This window comes from Comamonas trifloxystrobinivorans (genome assembly GCF_043359985.1).
Classification (GTDB): Bacteria; Pseudomonadota; Gammaproteobacteria; order Burkholderiales; family Burkholderiaceae_C; genus Comamonas; species Comamonas trifloxystrobinivorans.
The window spans coordinates 1-14,777 of record NZ_JBHZGV010000034.1 but is presented as its reverse complement, the minus strand read 5'-3'; the positions used below and the strand labels follow the sequence as shown (position 1 = coordinate 14,777).

General features: G+C 64.9%; 13 protein-coding genes. 6 read left to right on the top strand and 7 right to left on the bottom strand.

Annotated features, from left to right (window positions below):
• Positions 1-368 precede the first annotated feature (368 nt).
• The 3 genes from ACFIQF_RS24445 to ACFIQF_RS24435 are packed head-to-tail and all read right to left on the bottom strand — an operon-like array spanning position 369 to position 3,225.
• Positions 369-1,268 (bottom strand): ABC transporter permease, encoded by a 900-nt coding sequence (locus ACFIQF_RS24445; protein ID WP_393946254.1) that lies wholly within the window; start codon positions 1,266-1,268, stop codon positions 369-371.
• Positions 1,269-1,304: 36 nt separating this feature from the next.
• Entirely contained in the window at positions 1,305-2,159 is an 855-nt protein-coding gene (locus tag ACFIQF_RS24440; protein WP_393946253.1) for an ABC transporter ATP-binding protein, read from the bottom strand.
• Positions 2,160-2,202: 43 nt separating this feature from the next.
• Positions 2,203-3,225 carry an ABC transporter substrate-binding protein gene (locus ACFIQF_RS24435; RefSeq protein ID WP_393946252.1) on the bottom strand — a complete coding sequence of 341 codons (1,023 nt, stop codon included), beginning with the start codon at positions 3,223-3,225 and terminating at the stop codon, positions 2,203-2,205.
• A 188-nt stretch (positions 3,226-3,413) separates the two neighbouring features.
• Between ACFIQF_RS24435 and ACFIQF_RS24430 the strand changes: the two genes are divergently transcribed.
• From ACFIQF_RS24430 to gluQRS, 4 genes are all read left to right on the top strand, one after another.
• Positions 3,414-4,094, top strand: a complete 681-nt coding sequence (locus ACFIQF_RS24430; RefSeq protein ID WP_393946251.1) for a response regulator — start codon at positions 3,414-3,416, stop codon at positions 4,092-4,094.
• An 8-nt stretch (positions 4,095-4,102) separates the two neighbouring features.
• Entirely contained in the window at positions 4,103-5,545 is a 1,443-nt protein-coding gene (locus tag ACFIQF_RS24425) for a sensor histidine kinase (RefSeq protein WP_393946250.1), read from the top strand.
• 110 nt (positions 5,546-5,655) lie between these two features.
• Complete coding sequence (locus ACFIQF_RS24420; RefSeq protein WP_393946249.1) at positions 5,656-6,756, top strand: porin; 1,101 nt, start codon at positions 5,656-5,658, stop codon at positions 6,754-6,756.
• A gap of 54 nt (positions 6,757-6,810) precedes the next feature.
• Positions 6,811-7,767, top strand: a complete 957-nt coding sequence (gene gluQRS / locus ACFIQF_RS24415; protein WP_393946248.1) for a tRNA glutamyl-Q(34) synthetase GluQRS — start codon at positions 6,811-6,813, stop codon at positions 7,765-7,767.
• Here the strand turns inward: gluQRS and ACFIQF_RS24410 are convergent.
• Genes ACFIQF_RS24410 through ACFIQF_RS24395 form a run of 4 tightly spaced genes read right to left on the bottom strand, consistent with a single transcriptional unit; the run spans position 7,760 to position 12,162 of the window.
• Positions 7,760-8,968, bottom strand: coding sequence for a ferritin-like domain-containing protein (locus ACFIQF_RS24410; RefSeq protein ID WP_393946246.1), 1,209 nt, complete (start codon positions 8,966-8,968; stop codon positions 7,760-7,762). The genes gluQRS and ACFIQF_RS24410 overlap by 8 nt on opposite strands.
• Positions 8,965-10,086: an acyl-CoA dehydrogenase family protein gene (locus ACFIQF_RS24405; RefSeq protein WP_393946245.1), complete on the bottom strand. Its 1,122-nt coding sequence runs from the start codon at positions 10,084-10,086 to the stop codon at positions 8,965-8,967. The genes ACFIQF_RS24410 and ACFIQF_RS24405 overlap by 4 nt, the downstream gene beginning before the upstream one ends.
• Positions 10,087-10,126: 40 nt before the next feature.
• Positions 10,127-10,993 (bottom strand): phosphate/phosphite/phosphonate ABC transporter substrate-binding protein, encoded by an 867-nt coding sequence (locus ACFIQF_RS24400; RefSeq protein WP_393946244.1) that lies wholly within the window; start codon positions 10,991-10,993, stop codon positions 10,127-10,129.
• Between the two features lie 56 nt (positions 10,994-11,049).
• Positions 11,050-12,162 (bottom strand): acyl-CoA dehydrogenase family protein, encoded by a 1,113-nt coding sequence (locus ACFIQF_RS24395; protein ID WP_393946243.1) that lies wholly within the window; start codon positions 12,160-12,162, stop codon positions 11,050-11,052.
• 321 nt (positions 12,163-12,483) lie between these two features.
• Here ACFIQF_RS24395 and trmB point away from each other — a divergent pair, with 321 nt between their 5' ends.
• Both trmB and ACFIQF_RS24385 read left to right on the top strand, forming a co-directional pair.
• Positions 12,484-13,257: a tRNA (guanosine(46)-N7)-methyltransferase TrmB gene (gene trmB / locus ACFIQF_RS24390; protein WP_393946242.1), complete on the top strand. Its 774-nt coding sequence runs from the start codon at positions 12,484-12,486 to the stop codon at positions 13,255-13,257.
• A 323-nt stretch (positions 13,258-13,580) separates the two neighbouring features.
• Positions 13,581-14,555 (top strand): M14 family metallopeptidase, encoded by a 975-nt coding sequence (locus ACFIQF_RS24385; protein ID WP_393946241.1) that lies wholly within the window; start codon positions 13,581-13,583, stop codon positions 14,553-14,555.
• Positions 14,556-14,777 lie beyond the last annotated feature (222 nt).

Genomic DNA, 14,777 nt, shown 5'->3' with positions numbered 1-14,777 from the left:
TGCGATATTGCGAACAAGAAAGGCATTTGATATGAAATTACACGAACAAAGTACTTGACGGGCACGACAGTATCTACAGAGGTAGCCATCACTTGCCGCTGCGCGTCCGTGACAAACCCGGCAAGTCATTGCAAACTATATGCACAACGCCAGTGAGAAAAACACCCTCCCCAATCTGCGCACAGCGCAGAAGCCCTCCCCAGGGCGCGGACGCCATCGCTCCACGCCCCACCCTCACGCCGCCGCGTGAAAAAAAACGCCACCTCGGTTGGCAGAGGTGGCGCAAAGTCGGTAGCAGGTGGAGTGCATTCACTACCGACAAGGAGGACAGTTTGGGAGCCCGCACCAGCTCCCTTACGCTTGCGTGCTCAGAACGCTGCGGGGCGCCATTTGAGCAGGCTCTTTTCCAAGCGGGTGAGCAAAAAGTCGGCACCCAAAGCCACGACAGCTAGCACGATCATCGCGGCGAACACGCCGCTGGCGTTGAACGCGCCTTGGGCGGTGGAGATCAAGAGGCCAATGCCTTCTTTGGCGCCCAGAAATTCGCCCACCACGGCGCCCACCAGGGCGAAGCCGAAGCTGACGTGCAGGCTGGCCAGAATCCAGGACATGGCCGAGGGGATGACGACCGAGAGCGTGAGCTGGCGGGGAGATGCACCCAGAATTTGTGCATTGGCGATCATGTATTTGTCGGCTTCACGCACGCCTTGGAAGGCGTTGGCAAACACCACAAAGAACACCATCACCACGGCCAGCGCCACTTTGGAGGCCATGCCCAGGCCCAGCGCGATGACGAAGACCGAGCCCAGCACCACGCGAGGGATGGAGTTGGCGATCTGGATGTAGATGCTGAACACGTCGGACAGCAGCTTGTTGCGGCCCAGCACAATGCCGCAGATGACGCCGGCGACCGAGCCGATCAAAAAGCCGATCACGGTTTCTTCCAGCGTGACCAGCACTTGCTGCCACAGCGGGCCTTGCGAGGTGCCGTCGCGCAGCCATTCGACGATCTGGTTCCAGATCATCGAGGGCATGGAGTAGAAGAAGGGGTCGATCCACTTCATGCGGGCCGAGAGTTCCCAGCCGCCCAGCACCACCACCAGCACCAGCAGGCGCAGGCCGATGATCATGTGTTTGCGGCGTTTGATGGCGGCCTGGGCGAGCGCCGATTCCTGGGCCAGCGCGGCGTCGCTGATGGCGTTGGGCACCGTGGCGGCACGGGCTGGCTCGCTGTAGGCGGCCTGGGCAGAGAGCGTGATGTCGGACATGGCAGTCTCCAAATAGGGGGTGGCGGTGGCAGCGGTTTATTGGATGACGACTTCTTCGCGCAGGTCGTCCCAGATGCGTTTGGACAGGTCGATGAACTGCTGGTCGTAGCGCACTTCGCTCATCACGCGGGGGCGCGGCAGGTCGATCTCGTAGACGCGCTTCAAGGTGGCGGGCCGTGCCGAGAGCACGAACACGCGGTCGGCCAGCGCAATGGCTTCTTCCAGGTCGTGCGTGACAAACACCACCGAGCCGCCGGTGCCCGACCACAGGCGCAGCAGCTCGTCTTGCATGAGGGTGCGGGTTTGCATGTCGAGCGCCGAGAAGGGTTCGTCCATCAACAAGATTTCGGGCTGGTTGATGAAGGTTTGCGCCAGTGCCACGCGTTTGCGCATGCCGCCCGAGAGCTGGTGCGGGTAGTGGTTGCCAAACTTGCCCAGGCCCACGCGGTGAATCCATTCGTCGGCCAGTTGCAGCGCCTGGGCCTTGGGCGTGCCACGGAAGATGGGGCCGGCCGCCACGTTTTCGCGCACCGACTTCCAGGGGAAAACGGCATCGGCCTGGAAGACGAAGCCAATGCGCGGATCGATGCCGGTGACGGGCTGGCCCATCACCTGCACATGGCCGACCGTGGGCTTGAGCAGGCCGGTGATCATGTTCAAGGTGGTGGATTTGCCGCAGCCGGTGGGGCCGACGATGGCAATGAATTCGCCTTTGGCCACGCGCATGGAGAAGTTGCGCAAGGCAATGGTGGCATTGCCGTCGGCCGAGATGAAGCGCAGCGAGACATCGTCAAACTCGATCGCGGCATCGGCGCTGTGGCCGGGCGCCAGAGCGCCGGCGCTCTGGCTGCGGGTTGCGGCGCTGGTGGCCATGGGGGCGGTGAAGGACATGGGGCTTCTCCTGAGAGCTTGGTGTGGGGCTGGGCGCTGCGCCTTACTTGGCGGCCAGGAAGGCGTTGGTGTAGGTTTTGCTCAGGTCGATATGCGCGCTTTTGACCTGGGGCTTGTACGCGGCCAGCACCTTGAGCACGGTTTCGGGGCCGCCCTCGGGCATCTTGGCGTCTTTGGTGAACATGGGCAGCGAGGCTTTGAGTGCCGTCACGTACAGCTCTTTGTCGTTGCCGTAGTAATCCTTGGGCATCTTCTCGGCGATTTCTTCAGCGCTGTGGGTGCTGATGTACTGCATGGTTTTGCCAAAGGCGCGGGCCAGTTTGGCGGCCTGGTCTTTGTGGCTGTCGGCCCATTCGTTGCGCACGTACAGGCTGGCGGCCGGGTAGAGGCCACCGAGCGCGGCTTGCGTGCCCGCTTCGCTGCGCATGTCTACCAGCACTTGCGCATCGCCCGTCTTGAGCATTTGCGAGACGGTGGGCTCGGTGGTCATGCCGGCCTGGATGCGGTCTTGCTTCATGCCGGCGATGAAGGAGTTGCCAGCGCCCACGGGCAGCAGCGAGTAGTCTTTGCTGGCCACGCCCTGTTTGTCGACCAGGTAGCGGGTGAGGAACTCGGTGGACGAGCCCAGACCGGTGACGCCCAGGGTTTTGCCCTTGGCATCGGCCATGGATTTGAAGCCGCCAGCCGCCGCCTTGGTGGAGACCAGCTCCACCTCACCCGGCACCTTGCAGAACACGGCGATCGCCTCGATCTCCTTGCCCTTGGCCTGCAAATCAATGGTGTGGTCGTAAAAACCGACCACGCCTTGCACCGCACCGGCGATGAGCTGGTTCTCGGCATCGACGCCGGCGGGCTGCGATTGCAGCTCGACCTTGAGGCCCTCTTCCTTGAAGTAGCCCAGCGCTTCGGTGAGCTTGGCCGGCAGGTAGATGATTTTGTTGATGCCGCCCACCATGATGGTGACGGTGTCGCTGTCAGCGGCTTGCGCCGGGCTGGCCAAAGCGGCAACGGCGGCGGCGGCCAGAGCAGCCAAAGTGGCGCGGCGGGAGGCTTGGAATCGGGACATGGTGCATCTCCTGTGGTGGTTCAATCTGGTGCACCGCCGCCTGCTTGTGGGCCCTGCCGGGCTGGCCGCATAATGCACCGCTTGTGAACCAAGTCTAGAAATCGCCCCCTTTCAGTGCGCTTTCGCTGCACTGCAATATTTTTAGGTGTTAACCCTGGTTCTCTGTTTTTTCTGCACGCAGCCCTCGCATGAAAATTCTTTTGGTCGAAGACAACCTGGAGCTGGGCCAGTCGCTGGCCGAGTTGCTGCGCCAGCACGCTTTTGTGGTGGACCATGTGGAGCGCGGCGATGCGGCCGACCAGTTGCTCACCCAGTCGCACTACGACCTGCTGTTGCTCGACCTGAACCTGCCGCACATGACGGGCAAGGCCCTGCTGCGCCGCCTGCGCGAGCGCGGCGATGCGCTGCCGGTGATCGTGCTGACGGCCAGCGATTCGCTCGACCAGAAGGTGCTGTGCCTGGAGATCGGCGCCGACGACTACCTGGTCAAACCCGTGCAGATCCGCGAGCTGCTGGCCCGCATGCAGGCCATTGCCCGGCGCCAGATGCCGGGGCGCGAGAACCTGGTGCGCTGCGGCAATTTGCAGCTCGATCTGCGCACGCGCTTGTTCAGCGTGAACGGTGAAGAGCTGCCGCTGCCGCCGCGCGAGCGCAGCGTGCTCGAAGCTTTGATGCTGCAAAACGGCAGCGCCCTGCCCAAGCAGCGCTTGATGGATGTGATTTTTGGCATGGACGAAGACGCCAGCGCCGATGCGGTGGATTTGTACGTGCACCGGCTGCGCAAAAAGCTGGAAGCCAGCGACGCCACCATCATGACTTTGCGCGGCGTGGGCTATTTGCTCAAACAAAAGCTGGCCGCCAGCGACTGAGGCGCCCCATGTTCCACAGCCTGCGCGCCCGCCTCGCCCTGTGGTTGCTGCTGCCGCTGGCTTTGCTGGTGGCGCTGTGCGGCTGGTTTGCGCACGAACACGCCGAGGACGCGGCCGATTACGTGCAAGACCACGACCTGCTGTCGTCGGCCAAGATCCTGGCCGACCGGCTGATCTGGGAAGACGGCGATGTGCACGCCAGCGTGCCGCCGGCGGCGCTGAGCCTGTTCATGTCGCCCGCACGCGACCAGGTGTTTTTGAGCGTGACCGATACCCAAGGCCAGTTGCTGGCCGGGCAGCCGGATTTTCCGCAACCGCAGCCTTTGCAGCTGACCGGCAGCGACAACGCGCAGTGGTACGACGCCACCTGGCAAGGCCTGCCGATACGCGCCGTGGTAACGCGCCGCTCCATGTACGACGTCGCGGGCGCGCGCGAGATCACCATCATGGTGGGCAAAACCACGCACAGCCGAGACAACATGGTGCACACCTTGTGGTGGCCGACGATGGAATACCTGCTCTGGGCCTTGGCGCTGGCGGTGCTGGTGAGCGCCACCGCCTTGACGCTGGAGCTGCGCCCGCTGCTGCGCATGGCGCGGCAATTGGCCGAGCGGCCGGCGAAGGATTTGGACTTTCACCTGGATTCGCGCCGCCTGCACCAGGAGCTGCGCCCGCTGACCGATACCGTCAACCAGTTTGCCCGCACCATCCGCGCCCAGGTGGCCCGGCAGCGGCAGTTCATATCGGACGCCGCGCACCAGCTGCGCACGCCGCTGGCCATCCAGGCCAATACGCTGGAGCAGGCGCTGGGCCAGAGCGAGGCCGAGCTGGCCCGCCTGAGCGTGGCCCAGCGTATTGCCGTGCTGCAACGACTGCAGCGCAGCAACCAGCAGCTGATCAACACCACCAACCAGTTGCTCACGCTGGCCCAGGCCGAGCAAGTGCCGGGCACGCATGCGGCGCAGTGGCTGGATCTGCGCCAGCTGTGCCTGCACTGCCTGGAGCAGCTGGCCCCGGCGGCCGAGCAAAAGCAGATCGACCTGGGCTGGGACGAGCGCTGCGAGCCGGCGCTGCAAGGCGATGCGCGGGCTTTTTCGCTGTTCAGCAGCAATCCCCTGCTGCCCGAGCTGATCAGCAATCTGGTGGACAACGCCCTGCGCTACACGCCCGCGCATGGCCATGTGACGCTGGGCCTGAGCGCCGAAGCCGCACAGCTGCGCCTGTGGGTAGAGGACGACGGCCCTGGCATTCCGCGCCAAAGCCGCGACCGCGTGTTTGAGCGCTTTTACCGCCTGCAGACCGACAGCCAGGGCAGCGGCCTGGGCTTGGCCATCGTGCAAGAGATAGCCCGCGCCAGCGGCGCCAGCATTGCGCTGGAAGACGCCCGCCCAGACGCACAACGCCCCGGCCTGCGCGTGCAGGTGCGCTTTGCGCGCCAGCCTGGCGCCTGAGCACCCTGCCATAACCGCTGCGCCCGCCCCTGTTGGCCGCAACCGACAGGCAGCTTGCGTTTGCAAACGGCTTGCGCACAATGGCGGTGTTTCAAACAGATACACCGTCCATGCCTAGTAACAACGCCCGGTTTCTCCTCGCCAGCACCTTGGCTGCCAGCTGCGGCTGGGCCAGTGCGCAAGCCTCGGTCAGCCTGTATGGCCTGGTGGATACCAGCGTGGAATGGGTGAACCGTGTGGGCCCGGAGCGCGACACGCTCACGCGCATGCCGAACCTGTCGGGCAGCTCGCCCTCGCGCCTGGGCCTGCGCGGCCGCGAAGACCTGGGCGGCGGCCTGAGCGCGCAGTGGGCGCTGGAGATGGGCATTGCCACCGACAGCGGCGCCATCAACAACGGCAACCGCGCCTTTGGCCGCCAGGCGGTGCTGGGCCTGCATGGCGACTGGGGCAGCCTGAGTGTGGGGCGGCAGTACAACATGCTGTTCTGGTCGATGATCGGGGCCGATGTGATCGGGCCCAGCATGCACAGCATGGCCAGCCTCGACGGCTACATTCCCAACGCCCGCGCCGACAACTCGCTGGCCTACCGGGGCCGCTGGGGCGCCTGGTCGGCCGGCGCCACTTACAGCTTTGGCCGCGATGTGGTGAACGCCGGCCCAAGCCCGGCCGGCGCCAATTGCGCAGGCGAAAGCGCCGTGGACAAGCAGCGCTGCCGCGAATGGTCGGCCGCTTTGCAGTGGGACAGCCCGCAAGGCGGCGTGGCGCTGGGGCATTTGCAGCAAAACGGCGGCCCGGGCGCATTTGCCGGCCTGATGAGCAGCCAGATGCAAGACCGCCGCAGCTGGCTCACCGGCTACGCCAAGTTTGACCAGCTCAAGCTCGGTGCCGGCTTTATCCAACGCCGCAACGACGCTGCGGCCACTCCGCGCAGCCAGCTGTGGTTTTTGGGCGCCACCTACCAGACCGGGCCGTGGACGCTGGACAGCCAGTTCAGCCAGCTGCGCGTAGCGCACAGCTCCGATCGCGGCCAGTTGCTGGTGCTGCGTGCGGCTTACCACCTCTCCAAGCGCACGGCGGTGTATGCATCGCTGGGCCATGTACGCAACAATGGGCAGGCAGCGTTCAGCGCCAGTGCAGCCGCCGCTGGCAGCCTGCCGCTGGCGGGCAGCCAGCAAAGCGCCGTGGGTGCAGGTTTGCGCCACAGTTTTTAATGGATTTCTGATCAGATTTCTGAGCCGCTTTCTCGGCGTTACACTGGCGCCGCGATGACTTTTTCCACCTATATCGGCCGCTTTGCGCCTTCGCCCACCGGGCCGCTGCATGCGGGCTCGCTGGTCGCAGCGCTGGCGTCCTGGCTTGATGCCCGTGCCCACCAAGGGCGCTGGCTCGTGCGCATTGAAGACATCGATCCGCCGCGTTGCCCGCCGGGCACGGACCAGCGCATCTTGCAGCAGTTGCACGCGCTGCATTTGCATGCCGACGAGCCGCCGCAATGGCAATCGCAACGCTACGAGCTCTACGCCAACGCACTGAGCCAACTGCAAGAAGCAGGCTGGGCCTACGCTTGCGCTTGCACGCGGCGCGATATGGATGCGGCGCTGGCCGCCCAAGGCATTCAGCACGAGCGCCACGGCGAGCGCCCTTACCCCGGCACTTGCCGCGACGGTTTGCATGGCAAGGCCGGGCGCAGCTGGCGCTTCCACACCCAGCGCTACCAGCACAAGCTGAGCGCCAGCCCGCAGCCCGTCAGCCCGGCTTTTCATTTCGAAGACTCGCAACTGCACTGGCAAGACCGGCGCCTGGGCGCGCTGGAGCAAGATGTGGCCACCACTGTGGGCGATTTTCTGCTGCAACGCGCAGGCGATCTGTGGGCTTACCAATTGGCCGTAGTGGTGGACGATGCGGCCCAAGGCATTACCGACGTGGTGCGCGGCGCCGACCTGGCCGACAACACGCCGCGCCAGCTGCTGCTGCAACACGCGCTGGGCCTGCCCGCGCCGCGCTATCTGCACACGCCGCTGGTGCTGCAACCCGATGGCGAAAAGCTCTCCAAACAACACGGCGCGGCCGCTGTAGACACCAGCACGCCGGAGTTGTGCTTGCAGGCGCTGCAACAAGCGGCGCAGTTTCTGGGCCTGCCTGCCAGCTCGGCCAGCAGCATGGATGCGGCGCTGGCCGAATGGGCCGGGCAATGGCAACGCCTGCCCTGGGGCGCTACATGAAGTTGCGCGTGTGCAGCGCGGCCAACTCCTCGGCCTGGGCCTTGTCAAAACCCAGGCGAACCAGCTTGGTGTAACGGCCGTCGGCCATGTCTTGCATGAGCTGCTGCACGCGCTGCGTACCACGCGCCAAGGCGGGCGGCGAGAGCTCACCCGCGGCCACGAGGATGAGCGAATCAAACACTTCTTCGTTCAGACCCGAGGTGCCGGCCAGCGCATCGTGGCGCGATTCCACCGCTTGTGCGAGCCGGTATTTGAACGCCGGCTCTTGCTTCAAGCGCTGCAACAGGTGCGACATGCCCAGCGCCACATGGCGCGCCTCGTCGCGTGCGGCCAAGCGGCAGATTTGGCGCGTGAGCGGATCAGGCGCATCGGTTTGCAAAAACTGCAAGAGGTTGACAAAGGTGCCCTCGCCCAAGACCGAGAGCAAAAAGCCGGCAACGGAAAAGTCTTTTTCCTCCAGCAGGATTTGCAGCGACGCCTGGCCGCCGGCCGTGGACAGTGCCGGCTCGCGCCCGTGGCGGCGAATGCGGCGCGTGAAGACGTCGATATGGCGCGCCTCGTCGGCCACCTGGATGGCCAGCGCCGCCTGCAGCTCGCGGTAGTGCGGGTGCAGCTCGCCCAGAAAACGCGCCGGCACGATGAGCGCAGCGTTCTCGTTCTCAACCATGTAAGTCATGATCTGCACGATGGCGTCTTCCACCGGCGCTGGCGGCTCGGGGGCGTTGCTCCAGTCGATATCGGTATCGGCGTTCCACTGCGCGGCCACGGCCTGGGCGTACAGATCGCCCGCGTTGTCGCTCCAGAAATCAGCCTTCTCGCTGAGCCGAAACGCAAAAGCCGGTGCGCCCTGCTCCACCGCCGCGCCCCGCGCTGCCAGGCCCCAGCGCGGTTGCGCATGGTCGGCCACAGCACCGGCCAAGCCTGCGTCGCTGTGGCCGGTTTGCGCTGCGCCACGCCAGCGGCCGGTTTGCATCGCGCCTTTGCACACTTGCAATTGCGGCAGTTGCAACCAGCCGGGCGGGGTTTGCAAAGCATGGCCTTGGGCTTGGCACCAGGCCGCCAGTTGCGCATGCCAACCCGGCGCCGAGCCTTGTACCAGCACGCTTTCGCCTACCGCCACACCGGCCAATGCGTGTTTGACGAGCAGGTGTGCGCCCGCGTCAAAGCCCAGACTTTGCAGGTCTACCAACACGGCCGTCATGCCAGTGGCATGCCGCACAGAGCGCGGCCGATAAAGTCGTAAAGCACATCCGAGGTGGGGCCCATCACGCTGGCCGCACGGGCGTCGCGGAACAGGCGCTCAATGCCCAGCTCTTTGCGGAAAGCCGCGCCACCGCAGATGCGCATGGCGGCGTCGGTCACTTCCAGCGCAGCCTCACCGGCGCTGGCCTTGACCTCCAGCACGCGCAGCATGGCATCGGGGCGGCCGGCAGCCAACGCGGCCAAGGTGTCGTCGCGCAAAGTACGCGCCTGGTCGGCACGGATGCGCGCCCGCGCCAGGTAAGCGCGGATGGTGGGCAGATCGGCCAGGCTGCTGCCGCTTTCGGCAAAGCGGTTGCCAGTGATGTGGGTGGTGGCGCGCGCCAGCACGCCGTCCATCAGGCCGACCGAGGTGGTGGCGATCAGGGTGCAGAACACGGGCAGCTCGTCGCCGTTCATGATGTCGCCGCCTGCGCCGTCCGCACCCAACCGTGCGCTAAGTGGCACGCGCACGTTCTCAGCCGCAATGGGCGCCGAGGCATTGCCGCGCAAGCCCATGCCATCGAACAACTGCGGGCCCGAGAGGCCGGGCAAGCGGCTGTCCACCAGCCACAAAGTGGACGGCCCAGCGGCGGCGACAGGTTGCGAAGACCAGACGTAAGAGTCGGCCTGCTGCGCCGAGGTGACCATGCTTTTGCGCGCATCAAGCAGCACATGCTCAGCGCCATCGGCACGCGCCGTACTGACTGGCGCCCAGAAGTGGCTGCGCGAGCCCGCCTCTGACCAGGCCAGCGTGGTGACATGCTGGCCCGCCGCAATGGTGCGGCGCACTTCGGGCTGGCCGTATTTCTCGATCAGGACCGTGCCCGCGTAGTGCATGGTCAGCACCATCGCGGTAGAAGGGCAATCGCGTGCAATGCGCTCAATGACCTGCACCGCCTCGGGCAAACCCAGGCCCAGGCCGCCCACTTCCTGGCTGCTGAGCAGGCCCAGCAAGCCGGCCTGGCCCAGTGCGTCGAGCGCCGCACGCGGGTAACGGGCCTCGCGGTCGGTATCAGCCGCTTGCGGGGCGATGGTGTTGGTGACAATGCTTTCGAGCGCGTTCAGGTAATCGGTCATGGAGGTCTCCACTTTTTGCTTGTTGTAGTGGTTGCAGGGCTCAGTATTGGTAGCCTTGCACGGTGATGCGGCCGGTGGCGTCGTAGAACTGCTCGTCGCGCACGGCACGCTCCAGCAACTGGTAGCCGCTGGCACGGCCCGGGTGCCAGACCTTGAGGCCTTCGAGCTCCAGCAAGGGGCGCACCTCGGGGTCGTCCCACGACATGCCCAGCAGCAGCTCACGGAAACGGTCCGAATCCTGCTGCGTGATGCTGGGGCCGGTGGTCATGTTGCAATGGTCAAAAGCGCCTGAAGTGGCCAGCACCCGGGTTTTGCCAGCAGGCAGCGTGCCTTCGGCGGCAAAGGCCTGGTAGTTTTTTGCCACCATCCACGAAGCATCAATCTCGCCCGCCACCATGGCTTTGGCGGCATCGCGCTCGCCGCCGATGTGGTCGCCATGCTTGCCGCCCAGCACATCGAAACGGCGCGCCGTGTAGTCTTTGCCAGCCACCAGCCCAGCCTGGCGCAAGTGGTCCAGCGGGATCAAGGTGGCTTGTGGCGAATCTATAGCGCCAAAGCCCACGGTCTTGCCACGCAAATCGTCTAGCGCTTGCACCGGGCTGTTGGCGGGCACGACGAGCACGGATTGCACGTCCAGATCGGTATCGCGCATGGCGATGGATTCCACCTGCTGGCCGGCCGCTTTGGCCATGAGCTCGGCACGCACATAGGCCAGCGGCGAGTTCCAGGCCAATTGCACCTCGCCGCTCAGGAGCGCTTCGGTCAGGGTTTCGTAGTTGGAGTAGAGCACGTAGTCGAAGTACAGGCCGCGCTCGATAAAGTAGGCCTTGAAGCCTTCCCAGATGGTGACGACCTTGGGCGCATAGGCCACGGCACCGAGTTTCAGCACAGAGTAGGAAGCAGTCATGGGTTTGCCTTTCGCTTGGCGAGGGTGGAGAAAACGGACAAAAAACCGGCGCGCCCTCAGGCGGCGGCATCACACAGGGCTTTGCCCAGCATGTCGTAGATGACATCGGTGGTGGGCGCCATCACCGATGCGGCGCGGGCGTCGCGGAACAAGCGCTCAATGCCCAGCTCTTTGCGGAAAGCCGCGCCACCGCAAACGCGCATGGCGGTGTTGCTGACTTCAAGCGCCGCCTCAGCCGCAGCGGCCTTGCTTTGCAAGAGGCGCGTACGGGCATCGGCGCGCTGGGCCAGTACAGCGTTGACAGCGTCGTCACGCAAAAGCTGGGCCTGGTCTGCCAGCAGTTGGGCCTTGGCCAGGTAAGCGCGGATGGTGGGCAGATCGGCCAGGCCGCCGCCGCTTTCGGCAAAGCGGGTGCTGGCTACGTGCTGCACGGCGCGGCGCAGAATGCCTTGCATCAGGCCGACCGAGGTGGTGGCGATCAAGGTGGTGAAGTACGGCATCAGGTACTGGGCTTTGACGGCTTCGCCCGCGCCATCGTCGCCCAGCCGGCAGCGGCTGGAAACGGCCACGTTCTGCGCCGCAATCGGCGACGAGGCATTGCCCCGCAAGCCCATGCCGTCAAAAGCCTGCGGCACGCTCAGCCCGGGCAAGCGGCTGTCCACCAGCCACAAGGTATTGCCTTCGCCCTGGCTGGCGCGCGAGATCCAGACGTAAGAGTCGGCCTGGCCGGCCGAGGTGATCATGCTTTTGTGCGCGTTCAGCAGCACCGTGTCTTCGCCCTGCGCAGCAGCGGTACCCGTGGGCGCCCAGATGTGGCTGCGCGAGCCCGATTCGGACACCGCCAAGGTCGTAATGTGCTCGCCCTGCGCAATGGCGCGGCGCACCTGGATGTCGGCAAACGGCTCGATCAAGGCCACGCCGCAGTAGTGCATGGTCAGCACCATCGCGGTACAAGGGCAGTCTTGCGCGATGCGCTCCACCACTTGCACGGCCTGGCGCAAACCGCCGCCCATGCCGCCTACCTCGGGCGCGCTGATCAGGCCCAGCAAACCGACACGGCCCAATGCCTGGAGCGCCTGACGCGGGTAGACAGCCGCCTGGTCGGTATGGCTTGCAGCAGGCGCGATGACGTCGCGCACGATGGGCTCGACGAGGGACAGAACTTCCATGGATTCTCCAGCCAATGGCGCCATGGCAGGCTGGAGCGAAGACAACGGGGCCGCCAAACCGAAACCGGTTGCGGCAGGCAGACCCATCTTGGGCAGACGGGTGGCGGCCCCGCTTTGTCCTCTGTCCCACACAGACCTGCAATAACGACAGACAAACAATGCTGGCAGCGATTATAGGGAGACATTCCTGCCCGGCTGCCCAGCCCGAAAGGCTTGAGCGCCGGCTGCCGGCCGGAAAAATCTACAATAGCGGCTTTTTCTGCGGCTCGGCCGCTTTGCCCCCGCTTCTGCAGCGCCCTGCGCCTGCCCGTGCTTTTGACCATGCAAGAACCATCCACGCCCTCGACCGGGGCCGCCGCCGAACCCATCATCACCAACGCCGCCGACGCCAGCAGCGCGCCCGGCCATGCGCCCGCAGGCGTGGCCTTCCCCAAGACGATTCGCTCTTACGTGCGCCGCGCCGGCCGCACCACCACCGGCCAAGCCAAGGCTTTTGAAGAGTTTGGCGAGCAATACGTGCTGGAATACACCGGCCAGCCGCTCGACGCAGAAGCGGCCTTTGGCCGCAGCGCACCGTTGATTCTGGAGATCGGCTTTGGCATGGGCGAGGCCACGGCCCACATCGCCCGCGTGCGCCCGGACGACAATTTTCTGTGCTGCGAAGTGCACGAGCCCGGCGTAGGTGCCCTGCTCAAGCGCATTGGCGAGCAAGACATCACCAACATCCGCATCTTCCAGCACGACGCTGTGGAGGTGCTCGAGAACACGCTGCAACCGGGCATGCTGGACGGCGTGCATGTGTTTTTCCCCGACCCTTGGCACAAGAAAAAACACAACAAGCGCCGCCTGATCCAGCCGCCACTGGTCGCCCAGTTGGTGGGCCGTTTGAAGGTGGGCGGCTATATCCACTGCGCCACCGACTGGCAGCCCTATGCCGAGCAAATGCTGGAGGTGCTGTCGGCCAACGCCCAACTGCAAAACACGGCAGATGGCTACGCGCCGCAACCTGAGTACCGCCCGCTGACCAAGTTCGAAAACCGCGGCCTGCGCCTGGGCCACGGCGTGTGGGATCTGGTTTTCAAGCGCGTGGCTTGAGCGCCGGGGCGGGGGCCAACCGCCCAAGCAGCGCGGCCCCGGCGACAGCGTAAAACTCCGCCGGCACCCCGCTCTCAGCAAGGCTTTTTCTTGCCGGGTTTTCAGCCTACCGAGCCCAACCAGCAAGCGCCAGCAGCTATAAAAATTGATAGCCAGCCGGCAACTTGCACGGCAATCGGGTACCATGGCCGCTGGCGTTGCAACGACGGCGCCAATGGCACGCGCCAGCCCCCTGCCCCACGCGGGCACCGCGCACAGCGTGCAGCCGACCGGCTTGCACCCCGCTCCCTGCGCTGGCAGCTGCCATACACCTGAAAATTGTTATGACTGTCTCCAGCTTTCACATTCTCCCCATCGACAACACCGTCTCGGCCGAGCAACCGGCCGAGCTGCGCAGCTTTGGCTGGGCATCGGCGGTGGCCGGCCCTTCGCTGCTGGTCTTTGGCGCCGTGCACGGCAATGAGCAAAGCGGCACGCATGCCATCCGCCGCTGGATCGAGCGTTTTGAATCGGGCCAGGTACGCCTCAAGCGCGGCCGCCTGACCATGGTGCCGGTGGCCAACCCCAAGGCATTCGTGAAGAACGAGCGCGAAGGCGACCGCAACCTGAACCGCAACTTCGTGCCCACCGAGCAGCCGCAGAACTTTGAAGACCACATGGTCAACGCCCTGGCCCCGCTGCTGGAGAGCCACGACGCCCTGCTCGATCTGCACTCCTACAGCGGCGACGGCGTGCCTTTCGCCATGACCGGCCCGCTCAACAACAACGGCAAGCTCGAGCCGTTTGCACGCCAGGTAGAAGAAGAAGCTTTCGCCAAGGCCGTGGGCCTGCCCACCATCGTGCAAGGCTGGCTGGAGGTCTACGACAAAGCCGTGCAAGCCAGCAACGGCGCCATCCGCGCCGAACACGGCATTGGCACCAACGAGTTCATGCGCAGCCGTGGCGGCTACGCGATCACCGTGGAGTCGGGCTCGCACGCCGACCCCGAAGCCATTGAAATTGCCGACCGCTGCATTGCCGGCGTGCTGAATCTGCTGGACATGGCCGACGTGCAAGTCGAGCCCGTAGCCCGCTACACCACGCACCACATGAAAGACGTGTTCATGCGCCAAAGCGAAGGCGACCAGATGGTCAAGGAATGGCAGAACTTCGACCCTTTCCAAAAGGGCGACCTGCTGGCCACCCGAGCCGACGGCAGCCAGATCCTGGCCCCGTTCGACGGCTGCATGATCTTCCCGCAAAGCGACGCACCGGTGAACCGTGAATGGTTCTATTTGGCTACTACGGATCACGAATAAGCGGGTATTTTTCAACTGGCGTTGGCTGCTTGCTGGCAGCAGCTGGAGTTGTGAAGGACGCGTAGCGGTGAGCGATTGCGTCCTTTGCGCAGATGCCGGGAAGTTTGTTTTCTAACTGGCGTTAGCTGGCATTGCATGCGGCAGCTGGCCGGGTCTCGCCCCGGCGGGCGACTGACTTTCTTGCTGCACGGCAAGAAAGTCAGCAAAGAAACGTGCCCTACA

What these genes read in the sequence shown, in the direction of transcription:
- ACFIQF_RS24445 (WP_393946254.1), bottom strand. Translation starts at nt 1,268, where the DNA reads ATGTCCGACATCACGCTCTCTGCCCAGGCCGCCTACAGCGAGCCAGCC.
- ACFIQF_RS24440 (WP_393946253.1), bottom strand. Translation starts at nt 2,159, where the DNA reads ATGTCCTTCACCGCCCCCATGGCCACCAGCGCCGCAACCCGCAGCCAG.
- ACFIQF_RS24435 (WP_393946252.1), bottom strand. Translation starts at nt 3,225, where the DNA reads ATGTCCCGATTCCAAGCCTCCCGCCGCGCCACTTTGGCTGCTCTGGCC.
- ACFIQF_RS24430 (WP_393946251.1), top strand. Translation starts at nt 3,414, where the DNA reads ATGAAAATTCTTTTGGTCGAAGACAACCTGGAGCTGGGCCAGTCGCTG.
- ACFIQF_RS24425 (WP_393946250.1), top strand. Translation starts at nt 4,103, where the DNA reads ATGTTCCACAGCCTGCGCGCCCGCCTCGCCCTGTGGTTGCTGCTGCCG.
- ACFIQF_RS24420 (WP_393946249.1), top strand. Translation starts at nt 5,656, where the DNA reads ATGCCTAGTAACAACGCCCGGTTTCTCCTCGCCAGCACCTTGGCTGCC.
- gluQRS (WP_393946248.1), top strand. Translation starts at nt 6,811, where the DNA reads ATGACTTTTTCCACCTATATCGGCCGCTTTGCGCCTTCGCCCACCGGG.
- ACFIQF_RS24410 (WP_393946246.1), bottom strand. Translation starts at nt 8,968, where the DNA reads ATGACGGCCGTGTTGGTAGACCTGCAAAGTCTGGGCTTTGACGCGGGC.
- ACFIQF_RS24405 (WP_393946245.1), bottom strand. Translation starts at nt 10,086, where the DNA reads ATGACCGATTACCTGAACGCGCTCGAAAGCATTGTCACCAACACCATC.
- ACFIQF_RS24400 (WP_393946244.1), bottom strand. Translation starts at nt 10,993, where the DNA reads ATGACTGCTTCCTACTCTGTGCTGAAACTCGGTGCCGTGGCCTATGCG.
- ACFIQF_RS24395 (WP_393946243.1), bottom strand. Translation starts at nt 12,162, where the DNA reads ATGGAAGTTCTGTCCCTCGTCGAGCCCATCGTGCGCGACGTCATCGCG.
- trmB (WP_393946242.1), top strand. Translation starts at nt 12,484, where the DNA reads ATGCAAGAACCATCCACGCCCTCGACCGGGGCCGCCGCCGAACCCATC.
- ACFIQF_RS24385 (WP_393946241.1), top strand. Translation starts at nt 13,581, where the DNA reads ATGACTGTCTCCAGCTTTCACATTCTCCCCATCGACAACACCGTCTCG.